11 protein-coding genes are annotated in these 17,362 nt (G+C 63.2%); 6 read left to right on the top strand and 5 right to left on the bottom strand.

Annotation, left to right across the window (positions count from 1 at the left end):
* Nucleotides 1-31 precede the first annotated feature (31 nt).
* From panC to GNZ12_RS20535, 3 genes are all read right to left on the bottom strand, one after another.
* Complete coding sequence (gene panC / locus GNZ12_RS20545; RefSeq protein WP_172313050.1) at nucleotides 32-865, bottom strand: pantoate--beta-alanine ligase; 834 nt, start codon at nucleotides 863-865, stop codon at nucleotides 32-34.
* A 192-nt stretch (nucleotides 866-1,057) separates the two neighbouring features.
* Entirely contained in the window at nucleotides 1,058-1,930 is an 873-nt protein-coding gene (locus tag GNZ12_RS20540; RefSeq protein ID WP_172313047.1) for a segregation and condensation protein A, read from the bottom strand.
* Between the two features lie 4 nt (nucleotides 1,931-1,934).
* Nucleotides 1,935-2,120 carry a DUF3460 family protein gene (locus GNZ12_RS20535; RefSeq protein WP_054035105.1) on the bottom strand — a complete coding sequence of 62 codons (186 nt, stop codon included), beginning with the start codon at nucleotides 2,118-2,120 and terminating at the stop codon, nucleotides 1,935-1,937.
* A gap of 345 nt (nucleotides 2,121-2,465) precedes the next feature.
* On the opposite strand from GNZ12_RS20535, the gene GNZ12_RS20530 reads away from it, so the two are divergent.
* The gene (locus GNZ12_RS20530; protein WP_172313045.1) at nucleotides 2,466-4,304 is read left to right on the top strand and encodes an autotransporter assembly complex protein TamA; all 1,839 of its coding nucleotides are present in this window, start codon (nucleotides 2,466-2,468) and stop codon (nucleotides 4,302-4,304) included.
* Between the two features lie 28 nt (nucleotides 4,305-4,332).
* Nucleotides 4,333-8,730 carry a translocation/assembly module TamB domain-containing protein gene (locus tag GNZ12_RS20525; RefSeq protein ID WP_172313042.1) on the top strand — a complete coding sequence of 1,466 codons (4,398 nt, stop codon included), beginning with the start codon at nucleotides 4,333-4,335 and terminating at the stop codon, nucleotides 8,728-8,730.
* Between the two features lie 112 nt (nucleotides 8,731-8,842).
* Here GNZ12_RS20525 and metG read toward each other — a convergent pair whose 3' ends face one another.
* Nucleotides 8,843-10,978: a methionine--tRNA ligase gene (gene metG, locus GNZ12_RS20520; RefSeq protein ID WP_172313040.1), complete on the bottom strand. Its 2,136-nt coding sequence runs from the start codon at nucleotides 10,976-10,978 to the stop codon at nucleotides 8,843-8,845.
* Between the two features lie 377 nt (nucleotides 10,979-11,355).
* The gene (locus tag GNZ12_RS20515; protein WP_172313037.1) at nucleotides 11,356-12,009 is read right to left on the bottom strand and encodes an OmpA family protein; all 654 of its coding nucleotides are present in this window, start codon (nucleotides 12,007-12,009) and stop codon (nucleotides 11,356-11,358) included.
* Nucleotides 12,010-12,340: 331 nt separating this feature from the next.
* On the opposite strand from GNZ12_RS20515, the gene apbC reads away from it, so the two are divergent.
* From apbC to GNZ12_RS20495, 4 genes are all read left to right on the top strand, one after another.
* Complete coding sequence (apbC, locus tag GNZ12_RS20510) at nucleotides 12,341-13,429, top strand: iron-sulfur cluster carrier protein ApbC (RefSeq protein ID WP_172313034.1); 1,089 nt, start codon at nucleotides 12,341-12,343, stop codon at nucleotides 13,427-13,429.
* A 131-nt stretch (nucleotides 13,430-13,560) separates the two neighbouring features.
* Nucleotides 13,561-14,094, top strand: a complete 534-nt coding sequence (locus GNZ12_RS20505; RefSeq protein WP_172313031.1) for a superoxide dismutase family protein — start codon at nucleotides 13,561-13,563, stop codon at nucleotides 14,092-14,094.
* A gap of 327 nt (nucleotides 14,095-14,421) precedes the next feature.
* Nucleotides 14,422-14,991 (top strand): dCTP deaminase, encoded by a 570-nt coding sequence (gene dcd, locus GNZ12_RS20500; RefSeq protein WP_028200499.1) that lies wholly within the window; start codon nucleotides 14,422-14,424, stop codon nucleotides 14,989-14,991.
* Nucleotides 14,992-15,075: 84 nt separating this feature from the next.
* Nucleotides 15,076-17,361, top strand: a complete 2,286-nt coding sequence (locus GNZ12_RS20495; protein WP_172313029.1) for an arginine/lysine/ornithine decarboxylase — start codon at nucleotides 15,076-15,078, stop codon at nucleotides 17,359-17,361.
* Nucleotide 17,362: the final 1 nt, after the last annotated feature.

Genomic DNA, 17,362 nt, shown 5'->3' with positions numbered 1-17,362 from the left:
CTAATGCGTGTTTGCGCAGCCTAAGACGGCTTCAGATTTCGAGGTTGTCGATGAGACGGGTGGTGCCGAGCTTGGCGGCCGCCAGCACGACCAACTCCGCGTTCGCGTCTTGCGGGCCTGGCGGCAGCAGATTCGAGCGCTTGCGCACGGCGATGTAATCCGGCTGCCAGCCGCGCGCAGCGAGCGTCGCCATCGCCGCCTGTTCGAGTTTTGCGAAGTCGCGATTGCCGGCGAGCACCGCATCGCGTACGCGATTGAGTTCGGCGGCCAGCACCGGCGCCTCAGCGCGCTCGGCCGCCTCCAGAAAGCGGTTGCGCGAGCTGAGCGCGAGGCCATCGGTGTCACGAACGGTTTCGGCGGCGATGATGTCGGTCGGCAGCGCAAACTGGTGGCACATGCTGCGCACGATCATCAACTGCTGGTAATCCTTCTTGCCGAACACCGCGACGCGTGGCTGCACGCACGACATCAGCTTCATCACCACGGTGCACACGCCCTGGAAGAACCCAGGCCGGAATTCGCCTTCGAGGATATCGCCCAGATCGTGCGGCGGATGCACGCGGTACTCCTGCGGCTGCGGGTACAGATCCTGTTCCGTCGGCGCGAACAGCACGTAGACGCCTTCTTTCTGCAGCTTGTCGATGTCGGCTTCGAGCGTGCGCGGGTATTTGTCGAAATCTTCGTTCGGGCCGAACTGCAGGCGGTTGACGAAGATGCTCGCCACCACCGGATCGCCGTGTTGGCGCGCGAGGCGCATCAGCGACAGATGGCCCTCATGCAGATTGCCCATGGTCGGCACAAAGGCGGTGCGATTCTGGCCGCGCAACTGGTCGCGCAATTCATGGATCGAGCTGATGACTTTCATGATCGGACAGGGATTTCCTCGCGCGGCGCGAGACCCGGTTGGCGCAAAAACTCAGATTTTCGCGTGACCCGCGGCCTCACCGGTGATGACAGGTTCGGAGCGCCGGATTGTAGTGGATTTGTTCCCGGGGCGCACCCACCGAAACGGGGAGGCTGCGGTAGCAATGGTGCACGCAAACCCCATTTGGCGGCTTCAGGCCGGCAGATAGGCGAGGCGCACATAGATCGGTGCGAACGGCTCGGCCTGGGTGATTTCGACGAGCGACTCGCGGCACAACTCGAGCATGGCGATGAAATTGACCACGACCACCGGCACGCCCTTGCTTGTGTCGAACAGATCCGAGAACTCCACGAAGCGCGCGTTCTGCAGTCGCCGCAGGATCGCGCTCATATGCTCGCGCACGGACAATTCCTCGCGCGAAATCTTGTGATGCTGGACGAGCTTGGCGCGCTTGATCACGTCGGCCCACGCGGCGCGCAGGTCTTCGCTATCCACATCCGGAAAGCGCGGCGTGATGCTTTGCTCGATATACACCTCGGCGCGCAGGAAATCGCGGCCAAGCTGCGGCAGATGGTCGATACGCTGGGCGGCGAGCTTCATCTGCTCGTATTCGAGCAGGCGGCGGACCAGTTCTGCACGCGGATCTTCGGCTTCGTCGCCGCTATCGGCCTTCTTGACCGGCAACAGCATGCGCGACTTGATCTCGATCAGCATCGCGGCCATCAGCAGATACTCGGACGCGAGTTCGAGATTGGTCTGACGCAGCTGGTCGACATAGCCGAGGTATTGGACCGTGACGTCCGCCATCGGGATGTCGAGCACGTTGAAGTTCTGCTTGCGGATCAGGTACAGCAACAGATCCAGCGGGCCTTCGAACGTTTCGAGAAACACCTCGAGCGCGTCTGGCGGAATGTACAGATCCGTCGGCAGCTTGAAGAGCGGTTCCCCGTACAGGCGTGCGAAAGCAATGCCGTCAACGGTGTCCGGCGTGGAATCGGTGGCGGGCGCGGCAAGCGCGGCGTCGGGCCCCGGCGTGGCGCCCTTCGCCTCGTCGGCGTGACTCACGCGCTTAGAAGTTTTGATAGTACGAGTAAGGCGTCTGCTCAACGCGCGAGGCTTTCTGCTCGGCGCGTTCTTCGAGGTCGATCGGCTGTTTGTCCCACAGCAGCGACCGGCCACGGCGCTGCTCAGCTTCCAGGTTCGGTTTTTGTTGCTTGAGCTGGTTCAGGAACTGCGTGATGTCCGATTGATACATGGCTAGACGTCCGTGGTTTGGGGAATGGCGGCTGCCAGGCGGGAACAGGCGGAAACCCGCGCGGCATCGCTGCTATTCCATAATTTTACCGCATGCGCCGCGCGTGGTCGAAAAACGGAGGCCGGCATGAGCGGCCGGCATGCAAAAATGCCCGGAACCCGCATTGCTGCGATGCGTCAAAGGCGGGCGCGTGGCCGGCGGGGCGGTTTCGGATTCGCCGGTTGCGTCGGCGGTCCCTCCCTTTTTTGAGATATCGCGGCTTCGCCGATGTGGTCAAATAGCGAGCTTCGGCCGCCACGGCGAGCCTGAGCGACAGAATTCATCAACCACGGCCGGAGGTCCTGTTTGGCGGGGTGTGCGATCGAAGCGCCGCGTGTGCGGCTCGGCAAAACCGGTGACGAGCGCGGGCCTATGACGCCCATTCGGCGCTGGCTGCGCGCGTGGCTGGCGTTCGGCATCGTCATGCTCATGCTTGCCACGGTCGACGCACACGCGGCGCGGCGCGCGGCCGCCAGCTACAAGGTCGATATCGAAGCCACGCCGCGCTCGCTTCGCAAGCTGCTCGAAGCGCACCTGGATGTGGCGCGGTTCGCCAAGCGTCCCGACATCAGCGACGACCAGTTCGAATTTCTGATGACCGCCATCCCCCAGCAGGTGCGCGATCTGGCCGCCACGCAGGGCTACTTCACGCCGGTCGTGCGTACCGACGTGCGAACCGTCGACGACCAGAAACGCGTGACAGTGAGCGTCGATCCCGGCCCGCAAACCCTCATCACGTCGATTTCGCTGTCGTTTCGCGGCCCGGTGCTGACCGAAGACCCGGCGCAGGAAAACGCCACGCGCTTCGCGTTTTCGCTGCATGAAGGCGATCCGTTTTCGCAAGGCGGCTGGGACGACGCGAAAAACGCGTCGCTCAAGGCGTTGCAGGCACGCCGTTACCTGGGCGCGAAGATCTACCACTCCGAGGCGCGGATTGACCCGCGTACGCACGAAGCGAAACTGTCGGTGACGTATGACAGTGGCCCGACATTCACGATGGGCAAACTCGACGTATCCGGCACGCGGCGCTATCCAGCACAGATCGTCGACGACGTGAATCCGATTTCGGCCGGCGATGTCTACGACGTGCAGCGCGTCGCGGAATTGCAGCGGCAGTTGCAGAACACGCCGTACTACGCGAGCGTTGCGATCGACGTGGATAGCGATCCGGCCAAGCCGGTCGAGACGCCGGTGCACGTGAAGGTGTCCGAGTATCCGTACAACAGCATCCGCGGCGGGGTGGGTTATTCGACCGACAACGGCCCGTTGATCCAGGGTTCGTATTCGTATCTCGACACATTCGGCAAAGCGTGGCCGTTCACGGTCGAGGGTCGTCTCGACCAGATCCAGCAGTACGGTCAAATTCAGCTCGCGATGCCGCCGGGGCCGCGCGCGTGGACCAATAGCGTGCTGGCTTCCTACACCACGACCGACGTGTCCGACACACGCATCTACAGTATCCGCGGCGGTGTGCAGCGGGCCCGGACGTCGCAATTCATCGACTACAACTACTCGATCCTTTATTACCAGGACCGGCTCGACCAGAACGCGGCCGCGCCGACCACCAGCCGCGCGCTGGTGCCGTCATGGTCGTGGACCCGCCGCGATACCGACGACCCGCTGTTCCCACGCTCGGGCAACCTGATTCACGTTGAAGCGGGCTTCGCGGTCAAAGGCCTGCTGACCGATCAGACGTTCGCGCGCGGCTACGCGCGTGGCCAGCAGTACCTGCCGATCGGCAAGGAAGACCTGGTGCTGTTCCGTGCCGAACTCGGCGGCGTGTTCACGAGCGGCAGTTCGAGCGGTATTCCGGCTTCGCTGCTGTTCCGCGCGGGTGGCTCGAATTCGATACGTGGCTACAGCTATCAGAGCATTGGTAATAACGTCGACGGTTCGGTGCTGCCCACAAAATATCTCGTGACGGCGGCGGCCGAATATCAGCACTGGTTCAGTCACGACTGGGGTGCAGCGGCGTTCTTCGACGTCGGCACGGCTACGGATACGTGGAGCGAGAGAGTCTTTTATCCCGGCGTCGGTGTCGGGGCGCGCTGGCGCAGCCCGGTCGGCCCGGTCAATGTCGATGTCGCCTACGGGATCCGCAACAGGAGCGTGCGGCCGTATTTGACGCTCGGTATCGCCTTCTGATGGAAACCTGCCTTGACATGATCCACGCATGACCACGGACGCTTCCGCCCAGCCACCCACGCAGCCGCCCGGCGCTCCCCCGCCCGGACAGCAGCCATCGCCCGACGCGCCGCAACCGCAGCGCCGTCGCGGCCGATTGCTGCTGAAAACGCTTGCGTGGACGCTCGCCGTGCTGGTGTTGCTGGTGGCTGTGGCGCTCGGCCTGCTGTACGGCGCGCTGACGACGGAGCGCGGGACGGCTTACGCGTGGCAGGCTGCCGTCAAACTGCTTGGCGGCAAGCTGACCGGCACGCTGGAGAGCGGCGCGCTCTCGAAGGGCGTGCAGCTACGGCAGGTGCGCTGGCGCAGTCTCGATGGAAGCGGCACTGACATCCAGATCGACCGTGTGGCCGGCGGCTGGGAACTGACGCACCGGCCTTGGCGCTTCACGATCGATTATCTGCATATCGGTACGATCGACGCCCGTGTCGGTGCTTCGTCGTCGAGCAGCAGCGGACCGTTGACACTGCCGCAAGACTTGCGCTTGCCGATGCAACTTGAAGTGCGTGACGTGCAGGTCGACAAACTGCTGTTGCGCGAGGGCGGGTCGACGACCGAGCTGTCCCGTTTCATGTTTCATGGCCGCAGCGACGGCCGGCACCATGAGGCCGCGATCGAGCGGCTGGACACGCCGTTCGGCGCAGTGACGGCGGCGGCGAAGCTCGACGGGGTACGGCCGTTTCCGCTGAGCGGCGATGTTGGCTATTCCGGCAAGGTTAACAACGAGGCGGTGCAGGTGGGTGGCCATCTGAGCGGCTCGCTGGAGAATCTCGTCGCCGAACTCGATGCCAGCGGCCTGAAGCTCGCCGGCCATGCCCGGGTCGAGGCCACGCCGTTCGGCGACGTGCCGTTGCAACGCGCCACGCTGACTTTCGACCACATCAATCCGCAGGCGTTTGCGCCGGGCGCGCCGCTGGCGGATCTGGCGGTGCGCGCTGAACTGCAGCCGGTGGGGCAGGACGCAACTGGTGCGGTGACGTTGGGTGCTGCCAGTGGGGCCAGCGGGGTGAGTGTTGCCGGCGCGTCGAATACGGCGAGTTCCGCCAGCGCTTCCGGCGCCGTGAGCACCGGCGGTGCCAGCAGCGCTACCGGTATAGCCGAGCCGCACGTTGTCAAAAACGGCAAAGGCGGCGTCAACACCGATGCAGCAGCAAAAACCGCAGCGGGGTTCGCTGTCGCCGGCCATGTTTCGATCGTCAACGCCAAACCGGGTGCGATAGACCAGAACCTGCTGCCTGTGATCGATGCCAACGCAGACGTGCGCCTCGACGCCCAGGCGCAACGCATCTCGAACCTGAAGGTGCGGCTCGTGAAGAGCGCCACGCTCACCGGCGGCGGCGCGCTGACCGGCAAGCGCGGCCAGTTCGATCTGCAAGTCGCCGGGCTCGACCTGAACGCCCTCGAAGCAACCGTGCGGCCCACCCAGTTTTCCGGTCCGATCGGCATCCGTCTGAACGACGACGTGCAAAGCCTGACCCTCGATCTCGCCGACCCGAAAGCAGGATTGCGCGCGCAAGGCAAGGTGACCTTCGACCCCGCGCGAATGAGCTTCAACGACGTTCGTGTCACGTCGGGTAAAGGCCGCATCGATCTGTCCGGCGCACTCAAGCACGACGCCAATTCCACCTACAACCTGAAAGCGCAACTGACCGATTTCGATCCGTTGACGCTGACTTCGCAGATGCCGTCGCGCACGCCGGTAACGGGCCCGGCGCCCAAGGCGAACAAGGCCAAAAGCAAGCAAGCCGCACAAGGCGTGGCAGAAGCGGGCAGTACGGCCGGTGCGAAAAGCGCGTCCCCTGGCGACCAAGCCGCCGCCGCAGTAAAAAACACGGCCAAGGCCGCGGTGCGGACTGAAGTGGTTCAACGCAAAGCGCCGCCGCCCATGCGTGCCGCGCCGCCGGCCCACAAGATCGAGGCGCGCGTGAACGGCACGCTTACCGCGGCCGGCATGCTCGGTCCGGTCTTTACCACCAAGGCCGAATTCAAACTCGGTCCGAGCGTCTACGACGGCTTGCCGTTGACGGGCGGCGGCGTGGTCCAGCTAGCCGGCTCGCGGATTCTGCCGAGCCGCGCGAATCTCTCGGTGGCGGGCAATCAGGTGGATTTGCAGGGCAGCTTCGGCGCGCGCGGCGACCGGCTGCGTTTTCGCGTCGATGCGCCGGAACTCGAGCGCCTCGGTTTTGGCCTCGCCGGTCTCATCGCCGCGGATGGCGACGTCACCGGCTCGTTTGCGCATCCGAATGTCGTGCTGAACTACAAGGCAGACAGTGTGGTGTTCAGCAGTAACCGCATCGGCCATGCGGAAGGCCACGCCGAATTGCGCGACGGCGCGAACGGCGCGCTCGTCTTCACGACTGACGCGCGCAATCTCAGCGCCGGCGGCGCCGATCTCACCACGCTCACCGCGCGCCTGTCCGGCACGCGCGCCAACCATACGCTGGAGGCGGCGGCCACCGGCAAACTGCAGGACCGTCCGCTCGATCTGACGCTCGCGGCCAACGGCAAGCTGACCGAAGCACGCGACGGCACGCGCTGGGACGGCACCGTGACCCGCCTGCAGAACCGCGGTACACCGGCGCTGAATCTCGAGTCACCGCTCGCCGTGAGCGCCGGGCCGAGCCGCCTGACGCTCGGCGCGACACGCCTCACGCTCGAAGGCGCGGTGCTGAGCCTGAAATCGTTCGCTTTCGACCATGGCAAGATCCAGTCCGCGGGCACCTTGACCGACGTTTCGCTCGCGCGCCTGCAGGATTTGCGGCACGAGATCACCGGCGCGCCGCCGGCCGTCAAAACCGATCTGGTGTTCGACGGCGACTGGGATTTCGCGCTTGGCAGCACCGCGAGCGGCCACATTCAGTTGAAGCGTCGCGGCGGCGATGTCACAGTCGAAATCGGTCGCGGTTTGGCCTCGCTGGGCATCACCGATATGAGCGCGCGCGCCGAATTCAGTGGTGGCAACCGGCTGAATGCGACCATTCACGCGCAGGCCAGCCGGATCGGCGTGATCGACGCCGACGCGCATACCACGCTCGTGATGCGTGACGGCTTCCTGAGCGTCAACGAAGAGGGCGTGGTGAGCGGCAACATCATTGCGAACGTGCCATCGCTGAAAACGACCGGCGGCCTGTTCGGCCCGAGTTATCTGCTGGACGGCCACCTCGCGCTCAAGCTCGCGCTCGGCGGCACGGTCGCCAAGCCCAACCTGACGGGGTCGCTGCTCGGCGACGGTTTGTCGGCGACGATGGTCGACCAGGGCGTGCAGTTGAAGGACGGCGTGGTGCGCATCGCGCTCTCGCAAAATCTGGTGGATTTCCAGCAGGTCGAGTTTCACGGCGCGAGCGGCACGCTGCGCGCAACCGGCCGTGTGCGTCTGGATGGTGACCAGCCGAATCTGTCCGCTAGCATCGTCGCGGATAAGCTGGAGTTGTTCGCGGCGCCGGACCGCAATCTGTCGCTGTCCGGTAGCGCGAGCGTGGCAAACGGCGGGGCAGAGGGCGGCATGGCGATCAACGGCAAATTCGTGGTCGATCACGCGCTGTTCGATATGCCGGAGCAGTCCGCGCCGAAACTCGGCGACGATGTGGTGGTGGTGCGTCCGGACGGTACGGTGGCAGGCGAGCGGCCACCGCCGCAGGTGGCGGGCACGAACAAGCCGATCGGCCCGTTTGCGCCACGCGCCAATATCGACATCAGTCTCGGCAACAGCTTCCGTTTCCGCGGCATGGGCGCGGACCTCGGCCTGAGCGGCACGATCACCGCGATGAGCGCGCCGAACCTGCCGTTGCGCGCGGTCGGCAATGTCCGCGTGACGCAGGGCTCGACCTATACCGCGTTCGGCCGCAAGCTCAACATCGAGAACGGCTTCTTCACGTTCAACGGTCCGGTCGCCAATCCGGGCATCAACATCCTGGCAATGCGCCGCAATCAGCAGGTCGAGGCGGGCGTGCAGGTCACGGGCACGGTTCAGTTCCCGGTGGCGAAGCTGATCTCCGAGCCAAACGTGCCGGATAACGAAAAGCTCTCGTGGCTGCTGTTTGGACACGGCACGGATCAGGGCAATAACCTCGGTCAGCAAAGCACTATGACGACGGCGCTCGCGTTGCTCGGCAGTGCAAGCGGTAAACGGATTGCGCAGACCTTCGGGCTCGATGAGTTTTCGATCGGCCGAAGCGAAGTCGGGCTGACCGATCCGCAAGTGGTGATGGTGTCGAAGGCGATCAACGAGTGGCTCGTGATCGGTTACGAACAGGGTCTGCAGTCGGCGAGCAATGCGATCAAGGCGACCGTCAACCTGACGCGCTATTGGTCGGTCGCGGCGTATGGAGGCACATTCGACGGGCTCGAGCTGCTTTATACGCGGCGCTTCGATCGGGTCCGGTGGTGATCGTGGCGGCGTTGGTTAGAGCGGTCTGAGCAGCGCCACGGCATAAAAAAACGGCACGCCTTTTAGAGCATGCCGTTTTTGTTGATGCCTGCAGCGTTCGACGCCGCGCGCTTTATTTCACGCGCATGCCCGGCTTCGCGCCGCTATCAGGTTCGAGCACGTACAGGCCCGGTTCGGCTTTCTCGTCAGTCGAGGAGGCCGCCAACACCATCCCTTCGGACAGGCCGAACTTCATCTTGCGCGGTGCGAGGTTCGCGACCATCACCGTCAATTTGCCGACCAGTTGCTCCGGCTGATAAGCCGACTTGATGCCCGAGAACACATTGCGCGTTTTCTCTTCGCCGACGTCGAGCGTCAGTTGCAGCAACTTGTCCGAGCCTTCCACCGCCTTGCAGTCGACGATCTTCGCGATGCGCAGATCGATCTTGGCGAAGTCGTCGATCGAGATGATGTCCGGCGTTTCGTCCTTGTCGGCGACGACTGCTTTCGCTGCCTTCGACTTGGCCTTTGCATCCGCCGGCGCCGCAGCTTCCGGCGTGGCTTGCAGCGAGTCGCGATTCGCTGCGACGAGCGCCTCGATCTGCTTCGGATCGACGCGCGTCATCAGATGCTTGTACGCGTTGATCGGACGGGTGGAGCTCAACGGCACGTTCGCGTCGGCCCAGACCAGCGGCTCGATGCCGAGGAAGGCTTCGACGGCTTCCGCCAGCTTCGGCAACACCGGCTTAAGCGCCAGCGACAGCAGACGGAACGCCTCGATACTCACGCTGCAGGTTTCGTGCAACGCGACTGCGTTCGCCGGATCTTTCGCCTGATCCCACGGCTTGGCGGTATCGACGTATGCATTGACCGCGTCGGCCAGTTCCATGGTCTGACGCAGCGCGCGGTTGTACTCGCGCGCTTCGTAGTTCGCGGCGATTTGCGGCACGGCGGCACGCAGCGTGGCGAGCAGCGGGTGTTGCATCGCGCTGTCCTGCACGCGGCCGTCGAAACGCTTGATCAGGAAGCCGGCCGCGCGGCTCGCGATGTTCACGTATTTGCCGACCAGATCGCTGTTTACGCGCGCCTGGAAGTCGTCGAGGTTGAGGTCGAGATCTTCCATCGTGCTGTTCAGCTTGGCGGCAAAGTAGTAGCGCAGCCATTCCGGATTGAGGCCCGTGTCGATCACGCTTTGCGCGGTGATGAAGGTACCGCGCGACTTCGACATCTTTGCGCCGTCTACCGTCAGGAAGCCGTGCGCGAACACGTTGGTCGGCGTGCGGTGGCCCGAGAATTCGAGCATGGCCGGCCAGAACAGCGTGTGGAAATACAGAATGTCTTTGCCGATGAAGTGGTACTGCTCCGCGGTGGAACCCTTGCGAACCCACGCGTCGAAATCGAGGCCGCGCTTTTCGGCGAGGTTCTTGAAGCTCGCGTAGTAGCCGACCGGTGCGTCCAGCCACACGTAGAAATACTTGCCCGGCGCGCCTGGAATCTCGAAGCCGAAATACGGCGCGTCGCGCGAGATGTCCCAGTCGGCGAGCTTGGCTTCGCCGGCGTCGCCGAGCCATTCGCGCATCTTGTTGGTGGCTTCCGGCTGCGCGAGGCCACTGACCCACGCGCGCAGGAAATTCTCGCAGCGCGGATCGGACAGGCGGAAGAAGTAGTGCGTCGAGGTCTTACGAATCGGCGTGGCGCCCGAAACGACCGAATACGGATTGACCAGTTCGGTCGGCAGGTAAGTCGAACCGCATACTTCGCAGCTGTCGCCGTATTGATCCTTGGCGCCGCACTTCGGGCATTCGCCCTTGATGAAGCGATCCGGCAGGAACATTTCCTTGACGGGGTCGTATGCCTGCTCGATGTCGCGCGCTTCGATCAGGCCGGCGTCTTTGAGCGCAAGGTAGACCGATTCGCTCAGCACGCGATTCTCTTCGGAATCGGTCGAGTAGTAATTGTCGAACGAAATCCCGAAGCTGTCGAAATCGCGCTTGTGCTCTTGCCAGACGCGGTCGATCAGCTGCTTCGGCGTCAGACCTTCCTTCTCCGCGCGCAGCATGACCGGCGTGCCGTGCGTGTCGTCAGCGCCCACGTAGTAGACCTCGTGCCCGTGCATTCGCAACGTCCGGACCCAGATGTCCGTCTGGATATATTCGACCAGATGGCCAATATGGATTTGCCCGTTCGCATACGGAAGGGCCGACGTGACGAGAACCTGGCGACGGCCTGACGGCGCGCCTGCGGAGAGATCGGTTGCGGGTGCTGACATAAGGATGGTGGGAGCCTGCGGTGGGACGAAACGTTGATTCTAGCAGGGCAGGCACCCTGCGCGGGCTGGGGCGCCTCGGCTGGGCGGTTGCTGGCGTGGGCAGCTTTGTCCCGCAAGGGGACTTCCTCGGGGGCGAAAAGCGAGCGCCCAAAAAAAACCGGGGCTATTAACCCCGGAGCAACAACGACAAGAGGAGAATGGTGACGCGCCGGCTTCGCCAGCCACGTACCGTAAAGACAGACCGCGGATTTTCGGCAGAGTTCGAAATTTTTTTCGTTCTCATGCGAGATTCTCTTTCCTCCGCTTTTTACGACGTACCGGACGCCAGCGGCAAAAGCCTGACGCCCGGTGGCATCATCCTCTTTCAGGCTGTGCCCTTATTGCGTGGCGTGCTGAGCCGTGGCGCGCAGATAGATTTCCACGCGGCGGTTTGCTGCACGGCCGGCTTCGGTGTTGTTGTCAGCGACCGGCTGGTTCTGGCCCATGCCTGATGCCGACAGGCGTTGCGGCGCGACGCCGCGTTGCCCCAGATAGCCCGTCACGCTTTCCGCGCGGTTGACCGACAGCGTCTGGTTATAAGCCGGCTGACCCGTGCTATCCGTGTAGCCGATCACCTGGGCGATCAGTTCCGGATTCTGCTGCATGGTCTGCGTCAGCTGATCCAGTACCGGCGTGAACGACGGCTTGACCGCGTAGCTGTTGGTGTCGAACGTGACCGAGCTCGGGATGTTCAGCTTGAGCGAGCCGTCCGGCTGCTCGGTGATCTGCGTGCCGGTGCCCTTGGTGGCGCCCGACAGCTTGTTGTGAATGGCTTGCCAGTTGTAGCCGGTGATGCCGCCGACCGCCGCGCCGGCGCCCGCGCCGATCGCCGCGCCCTTGCCGCCGCCGAAGATCGCGCCGATCGCCGCGCCGGTGGCGGCGCCCACGCCCGTGCCGACGGCCGTATTAGTGCCTTGTTGGGTTGCGCAGCCTGCCAGCAGCGAACCGGCCACGGCGAAAACGGCAAAGCGAGTCATGATTTTTGCATTCATTTTTTGATTCCTCTTGAGTGAAGCAGGTGGAAGCGATAAATCTATCCGCCGGACGTGACAGCCGTAAAGTGCGCAAGTCGACAATACGAGAATCCTGCGTCTTCCCTGGTCCCGGTCCGACAGTGGAGAAGGGTCTTCCGGCAAGGCTTGGCGCCAGCCACTACAATGATGACTGAAGTACGCAGCGATGCGACCCCATGGCGTTCCGCCTGCCCGAAGGGTGCACGGCAAGCCTGGTTTTAGCAATGCTGTCTAACAATTTTTTTCAAAATCCGGCGTGTGGCCGAAGCTTGGATTCCGCCGCCCCGCAAGTGTTCCCCACGGAGTGTCAATGAGTATCGATCGGGCTTTGGTCGACGCTGCCCTCGCGGCCGTCACTGACCCCAACACGGGCAAGCCCTACGCGGTTGCCAAGAACATCAGGAACGTGGCCGTGGAGGGTGACACGGTTAGCCTCGAGGTGGTACTCGGCTATCCGGCCAAACGGCAGTTCGAAACGATCCGCGCACAGTTCGCTGACGCGCTGAAAGCCGTACCCGGCGTGGCAAACGCACGCGTCGAGGTGTCCCAGACCATCGCGGCGCACACCGTGCAGCGCGGCGTCAAACTATTGCCGAACGTTAAAAACATCGTCGCGGTGGCATCGGGCAAGGGCGGGGTCGGCAAGAGCACGACCGCCGTGAACCTCGCGCTGGCGCTGGCGAGCGAAGGCGCGTCGGTCGGCATCCTCGACGCGGACATCTACGGCCCCTCGCTGCCGATGATGCTCGGGATTACCGGCCGTCCCGAATCGCCCGACGAAAAGTCGATGAACCCGATGACCGGCCACGGCTTGCAGGCTAACTCGATCGGCTTTCTGATCGAGCAGGACAACCCGATGGTGTGGCGCGGCCCGATGGCGACCTCAGCACTCGAACAGCTGTTGCGGCAGACCAACTGGCAAGATCTCGACTACCTGATCGTCGACATGCCGCCGGGTACCGGCGACATTCAACTGACCTTGTCGCAGCGCGTGCCGGTGACGGGTGCCGTGATCGTCACGACACCGCAGGACATCGCGCTGCTCGACGCGAAGAAGGGCCTCAAGATGTTCGAGAAGGTCGGCATTCCGATCCTCGGCATTGTCGAGAATATGGGGATGCATATCTGCTCGAATTGCGGCCACGAAGAGCATATCTTCGGCGCGGGCGGCGGCGAGCGGATGGGCAAGGAGTATGGCGTCGACGTGCTCGGCAGCCTGCCGCTCGATATCGCCATCCGTGAGCAGGCCGACTCCGGCACACCCACCGTCGTGGCGGATCCGCAAGGGCGTATCGCGGAGATCTATCGGTCGATCGCGCGCAAGGTTGCGATCCATATCGCCGAGCGGGCTCGCGACATGACCTCCAAGTTTCCCAACATCGTTGTCCAGAACACCTGAGTAGCCATTCGGACAAGGGGTCAAAGCGGGGCCAAGGCGTCAATTTGCGCCTGGTCTCGCGGTATCATGTCGACTTCACAAGTTCGGCTCAGCGGCCGCAGGGGCGGCCGCCAGGCCGGCAAGAGGATCGCATGGGAAAACGAATCGACGGGCAGGCGGTGCATGCGTTCATCGTCCTGGCTGCCAGCAGCGTGCTGTTATGCGGCTGTAGCACGTTCCTGAGACCACAGGAAAAGCGTGCCGACGCGCAGTTGCTGCCCACCGTGGGCAATCAGGCGCGCGGCCTCGTAACGTTCATCGAGCGTTCGGACGGCGTGCAGGTCACCTACAATCTCGCGGGCTTGCCGCCCGATAGCGACCACGCCTTGCAAGTGCATGAGCGCGGCGACTGCAATGCCGCCGACGGCTCCAGCGCCGGCCAGGTGTTCTCGCCGGCCGCCGAGCGTCTCAAAGCAGGCGCCCGGGTCGAAGGCGACCTTGGCAACATCCACGCGGACGCAAACGGTGTGGCCACCGGCTTCATCGTTGCGCCAGACGTGTCGCTTGACGGTATCCGCTCGGTGTTGCAACGCGCCGTGCTGTTGCATCACGACGCGAGCGACCCTTACGCGTATCCGCAGCATGGCGCAGGCCCCGCGCTCGCATGCGGGCTGATTCGCCAATGAGCGCCTACGCGCCGTGTGTGTTGGCTGCGTGCGGCGCGGCCGCTTGACCGCCTCGCAACGGCTTCTGCACGAGCACCGCGGGCCGCGCTCGGGCTATACCCGCAGCAGCATTTTCCCGATCGCGTAAAATAAGCGCCTTTCGTTCGGGGCGCGTAGCCGGGGGCGCCTAGCTGGGGACGCCTAGTCCGGGGCGCGTAGCCGGGGGCGTCGTCCGTTTGAACGGCGTTCCGCTCAGGCCCGTCCCCGCGAGTTTGCCGAAAGTTGCCCGGTATCCACCGGGTTGTTACCCGTCACACACCTGTCACTCAAGTCGAGCAGCGTTCACCTATGACTATCAAATCCGACAAGTGGATCCGGCGCATGGCCGAGTCGCACAACATGATCGAACCGTTTGCACCCGATCAGGTCCGCGTTTCCGAAGACGGCCGGAAGATTGTCAGCTACGGCACGTCGAGCTACGGCTACGACATCCGCTGCGCCGACGAATTCAAGATTTTCACCAATATCAACTCAACGATCGTCGATCCGAAGAACTTTGACGAGAAGTCGTTTGTCGACTTCAAGGGTGATGTCTGCATCATTCCGCCGAATTCGTTCGCGCTGGCTCGCACGGTTGAGTATTTCCGCATTCCGCGCAGCGTCCTGACCGTGTGTCTGGGCAAATCCACGTATGCGCGTTGCGGGATCATCGTCAACGTCACGCCGTTCGAGCCGGAATGGGAAGGGCACGTCACGCTCGAATTCTCGAATACGACACCTTTGCCTGCGAAAATCTACGCGAACGAAGGCGTCGCCCAGGTGCTGTTTTTCGAAAGCGACGAAATTTGTGAAACGTCGTACGCGGATCGCGGCGGCAAATATCAAGGTCAGCACGGCGTCACGTTGCCTAAGACGTGACGTCGGCAGCGCACTGACCCACCAGCTATTCGGGTGACCGCTGCTTAGTCAAATGCAGCGGTCGTTCTTTTTGGAGAATCGCCCATGAAGTTTCGTTTTCCCGTCGTCATCATCGACGAAGATTTTCGCTCCGAGAACATCTCGGGTTCCGGCATCCGGGCTTTGGCCGAAGCTATCGAGAAAGAAGGCGCGGAAGTGCTCGGGTTGACGAGCTACGGCGATCTGACTTCGTTCGCGCAGCAGTCGAGCCGCGCGTCGTGCTTCATCCTGTCGATCGACGACGACGAGCTGCTGCCGTACGCCGATAACGTCGTCGTGGAAGGCGAGACGCCGGAACTGGCGGCCGCGATCATCGCGCTGCGCGGGTTCGTGACCGAAGTGCGCCGCCGCAACGCTGACATTCCAATCTTCCTGTACGGCGAAACGCGCACCTCGCGCCACCTGCCGAACGACATCCTGCGCGAGCTGCACGGCTTCATCCACATGTTCGAGGACACGCCGGAGTTCGTTGCGCGCCACATCATCCGCGAGACCAAGGTGTATCTGGATTCGCTCGCGCCGCCGTTCTTCAAGGAACTGGTGCAGTACGCGGACGAAGGCTCGTATTCATGGCACTGCCCGGGGCACTCGGGCGGCGTCGCGTTCCTGAAAAGCCCGCTTGGCCAGATGTTCCACCAGTTCTTCGGCGAGAACATGCTGCGCGCCGACGTCTGCAATGCCGTCGACGAACTCGGTCAACTGCTCGACCACACCGGCCCGATTGCGGCGTCCGAGCGCAATGCCGCGCGTATTTTCAGCGCCGACCACGTGTTCTTCGTGACCAACGGCACGTCGACCTCGAACAAGATTGTCTGGCACGGCACGGTGGCGCCGGGCGACATCGTGCTGGTGGACCGCAACTGCCACAAGTCGATCCTGCACGCGATCACCATGACCGGCGCGATTCCGGTCTTCCTCACGCCGACGCGCAATAACTTTGGCATCATCGGTCCGATTCCGCGCAGCGAATTCGAACCGGAGAACATCAAGAAGAAGATCCTGGCGAATCCGTTCGCGCGCGAGGCGTTGGCGAAAAACCCGAACCTCAAGCCGCGCATCCTGACCATCACGCAGAGCACTTACGACGGCGTGATCTACAACGTCGAGATGATCAAGGAAATGCTGGGCGACTGGCTTGATACGCTGCACTTCGACGAAGCCTGGCTGCCGCACGCCGAGTTCCACGAGTTCTATCAGGACATGCACGCGATCGGCGCCGGTCGTCCGCGCATCGGCGCACTGGTGTTCGCGACGCACTCCACGCACAAGCTGCTGGCCGGCATTTCGCAGGCATCGCAGATCGTCGTGCAAGATTCGAAGAATAGCCGTTTCGACAAGCACCGCTTCAACGAAGCGTATCTGATGCACACGTCCACCAGTCCGCAGTACGCGATCATCGCCTCGTGCGACGTGGCCGCGGCCATGATGGAAGCGCCGGGCGGCACGGCCCTGGTTGAAGAGTCGATTGCCGAAGCGCTAGACTTCCGCCGCGCCATGCGCAAGGTCGACGACGAATACGCCGACGACTGGTTCTTCAAGGTGTGGGGCCCGGAGACGTTCGCGGAAGAGGGCATCGGCTCGCGTGAAGACTGGATGCTGCGCCCGAACGATGCATGGCATGGCTTCGGCGCGCTCGCTGATGGTTTTAATATGCTCGACCCGATCAAGGCGACCATCGTCACGCCGGGTCTGGACATGGACGGCGGCTTTGGCGAATCGGGCATTCCGGCTGCGATCGTGACGAAGTATCTGGCCGAGCACGGCATCATTGTCGAGAAGACCGGTCTGTATTCGTTCTTCATCATGTTCACGATCGGCATCACCAAGGGCCGTTGGAACTCGATGGTCACCGAACTCCAGCAGTTCAAGGACGACTACGACAACAACCAGCCGCTGTGGCGCGTGCTGCCCAAATTCGTCGCGCATCATCCGATGTATGAACGTGTCGGTCTGCGCGATCTGTGCCAGCAGATCCACAGCGTCTACCGCGCGAACGACATTGCGCGCCTGACGACCGAGATGTACCTGTCGAGCATGGAGCCGGCGATGAAGCCGTCCGATGCGTTCGCCAAGCTCGCGCACCGCGAGATTGACCGGGTACCGATCGACGAACTCGAAGGCCGCGTCACGTCGATCCTGTTGACGCCGTATCCGCCGGGCATTCCGCTGCTGATTCCGGGCGAGCGCTTCAACAAGACCATCGTCAACTATCTGCGTTTCGCGCGCGAGTTCAACGAGCGCTTCCCGGGTTTCCACACGGATATCCATGGGCTGGTCGGCGAAACCATCAACGGGCGCATCGAGTACTTCGTCGATTGCGTGCGCGCCTGAC

The sequence above is a fragment of the Paraburkholderia solitsugae genome (assembly GCF_013177695.1).
GTDB lineage: Bacteria > Pseudomonadota > Gammaproteobacteria > Burkholderiales > Burkholderiaceae > Paraburkholderia > Paraburkholderia solitsugae.
The sequence above is the reverse complement of the archived record's forward strand: the minus strand, read 5'-3'. Positions and strand labels throughout refer to the sequence as shown.

Bases quoted from the DNA above. Each gene is read 5' to 3' on its own strand.
- dcd (WP_028200499.1), top strand. From the start codon at position 14,422: ATGACTATCAAATCCGACAAGTGGATCCGGCGCATGGCCGAGTCGCAC.
- GNZ12_RS20515 (WP_172313037.1), bottom strand. From the start codon at position 12,009: ATGAATGCAAAAATCATGACTCGCTTTGCCGTTTTCGCCGTGGCCGGT.
- apbC (WP_172313034.1), top strand. From the start codon at position 12,341: ATGAGTATCGATCGGGCTTTGGTCGACGCTGCCCTCGCGGCCGTCACT.
- metG (WP_172313040.1), bottom strand. From the start codon at position 10,978: ATGTCAGCACCCGCAACCGATCTCTCCGCAGGCGCGCCGTCAGGCCGT.
- panC (WP_172313050.1), bottom strand. From the start codon at position 865: ATGAAAGTCATCAGCTCGATCCATGAATTGCGCGACCAGTTGCGCGGC.
- GNZ12_RS20495 (WP_172313029.1), top strand. From the start codon at position 15,076: ATGAAGTTTCGTTTTCCCGTCGTCATCATCGACGAAGATTTTCGCTCC.
- GNZ12_RS20505 (WP_172313031.1), top strand. From the start codon at position 13,561: ATGGGAAAACGAATCGACGGGCAGGCGGTGCATGCGTTCATCGTCCTG.
- GNZ12_RS20535 (WP_054035105.1), bottom strand. From the start codon at position 2,120: ATGTATCAATCGGACATCACGCAGTTCCTGAACCAGCTCAAGCAACAA.
- GNZ12_RS20525 (WP_172313042.1), top strand. From the start codon at position 4,333: ATGACCACGGACGCTTCCGCCCAGCCACCCACGCAGCCGCCCGGCGCT.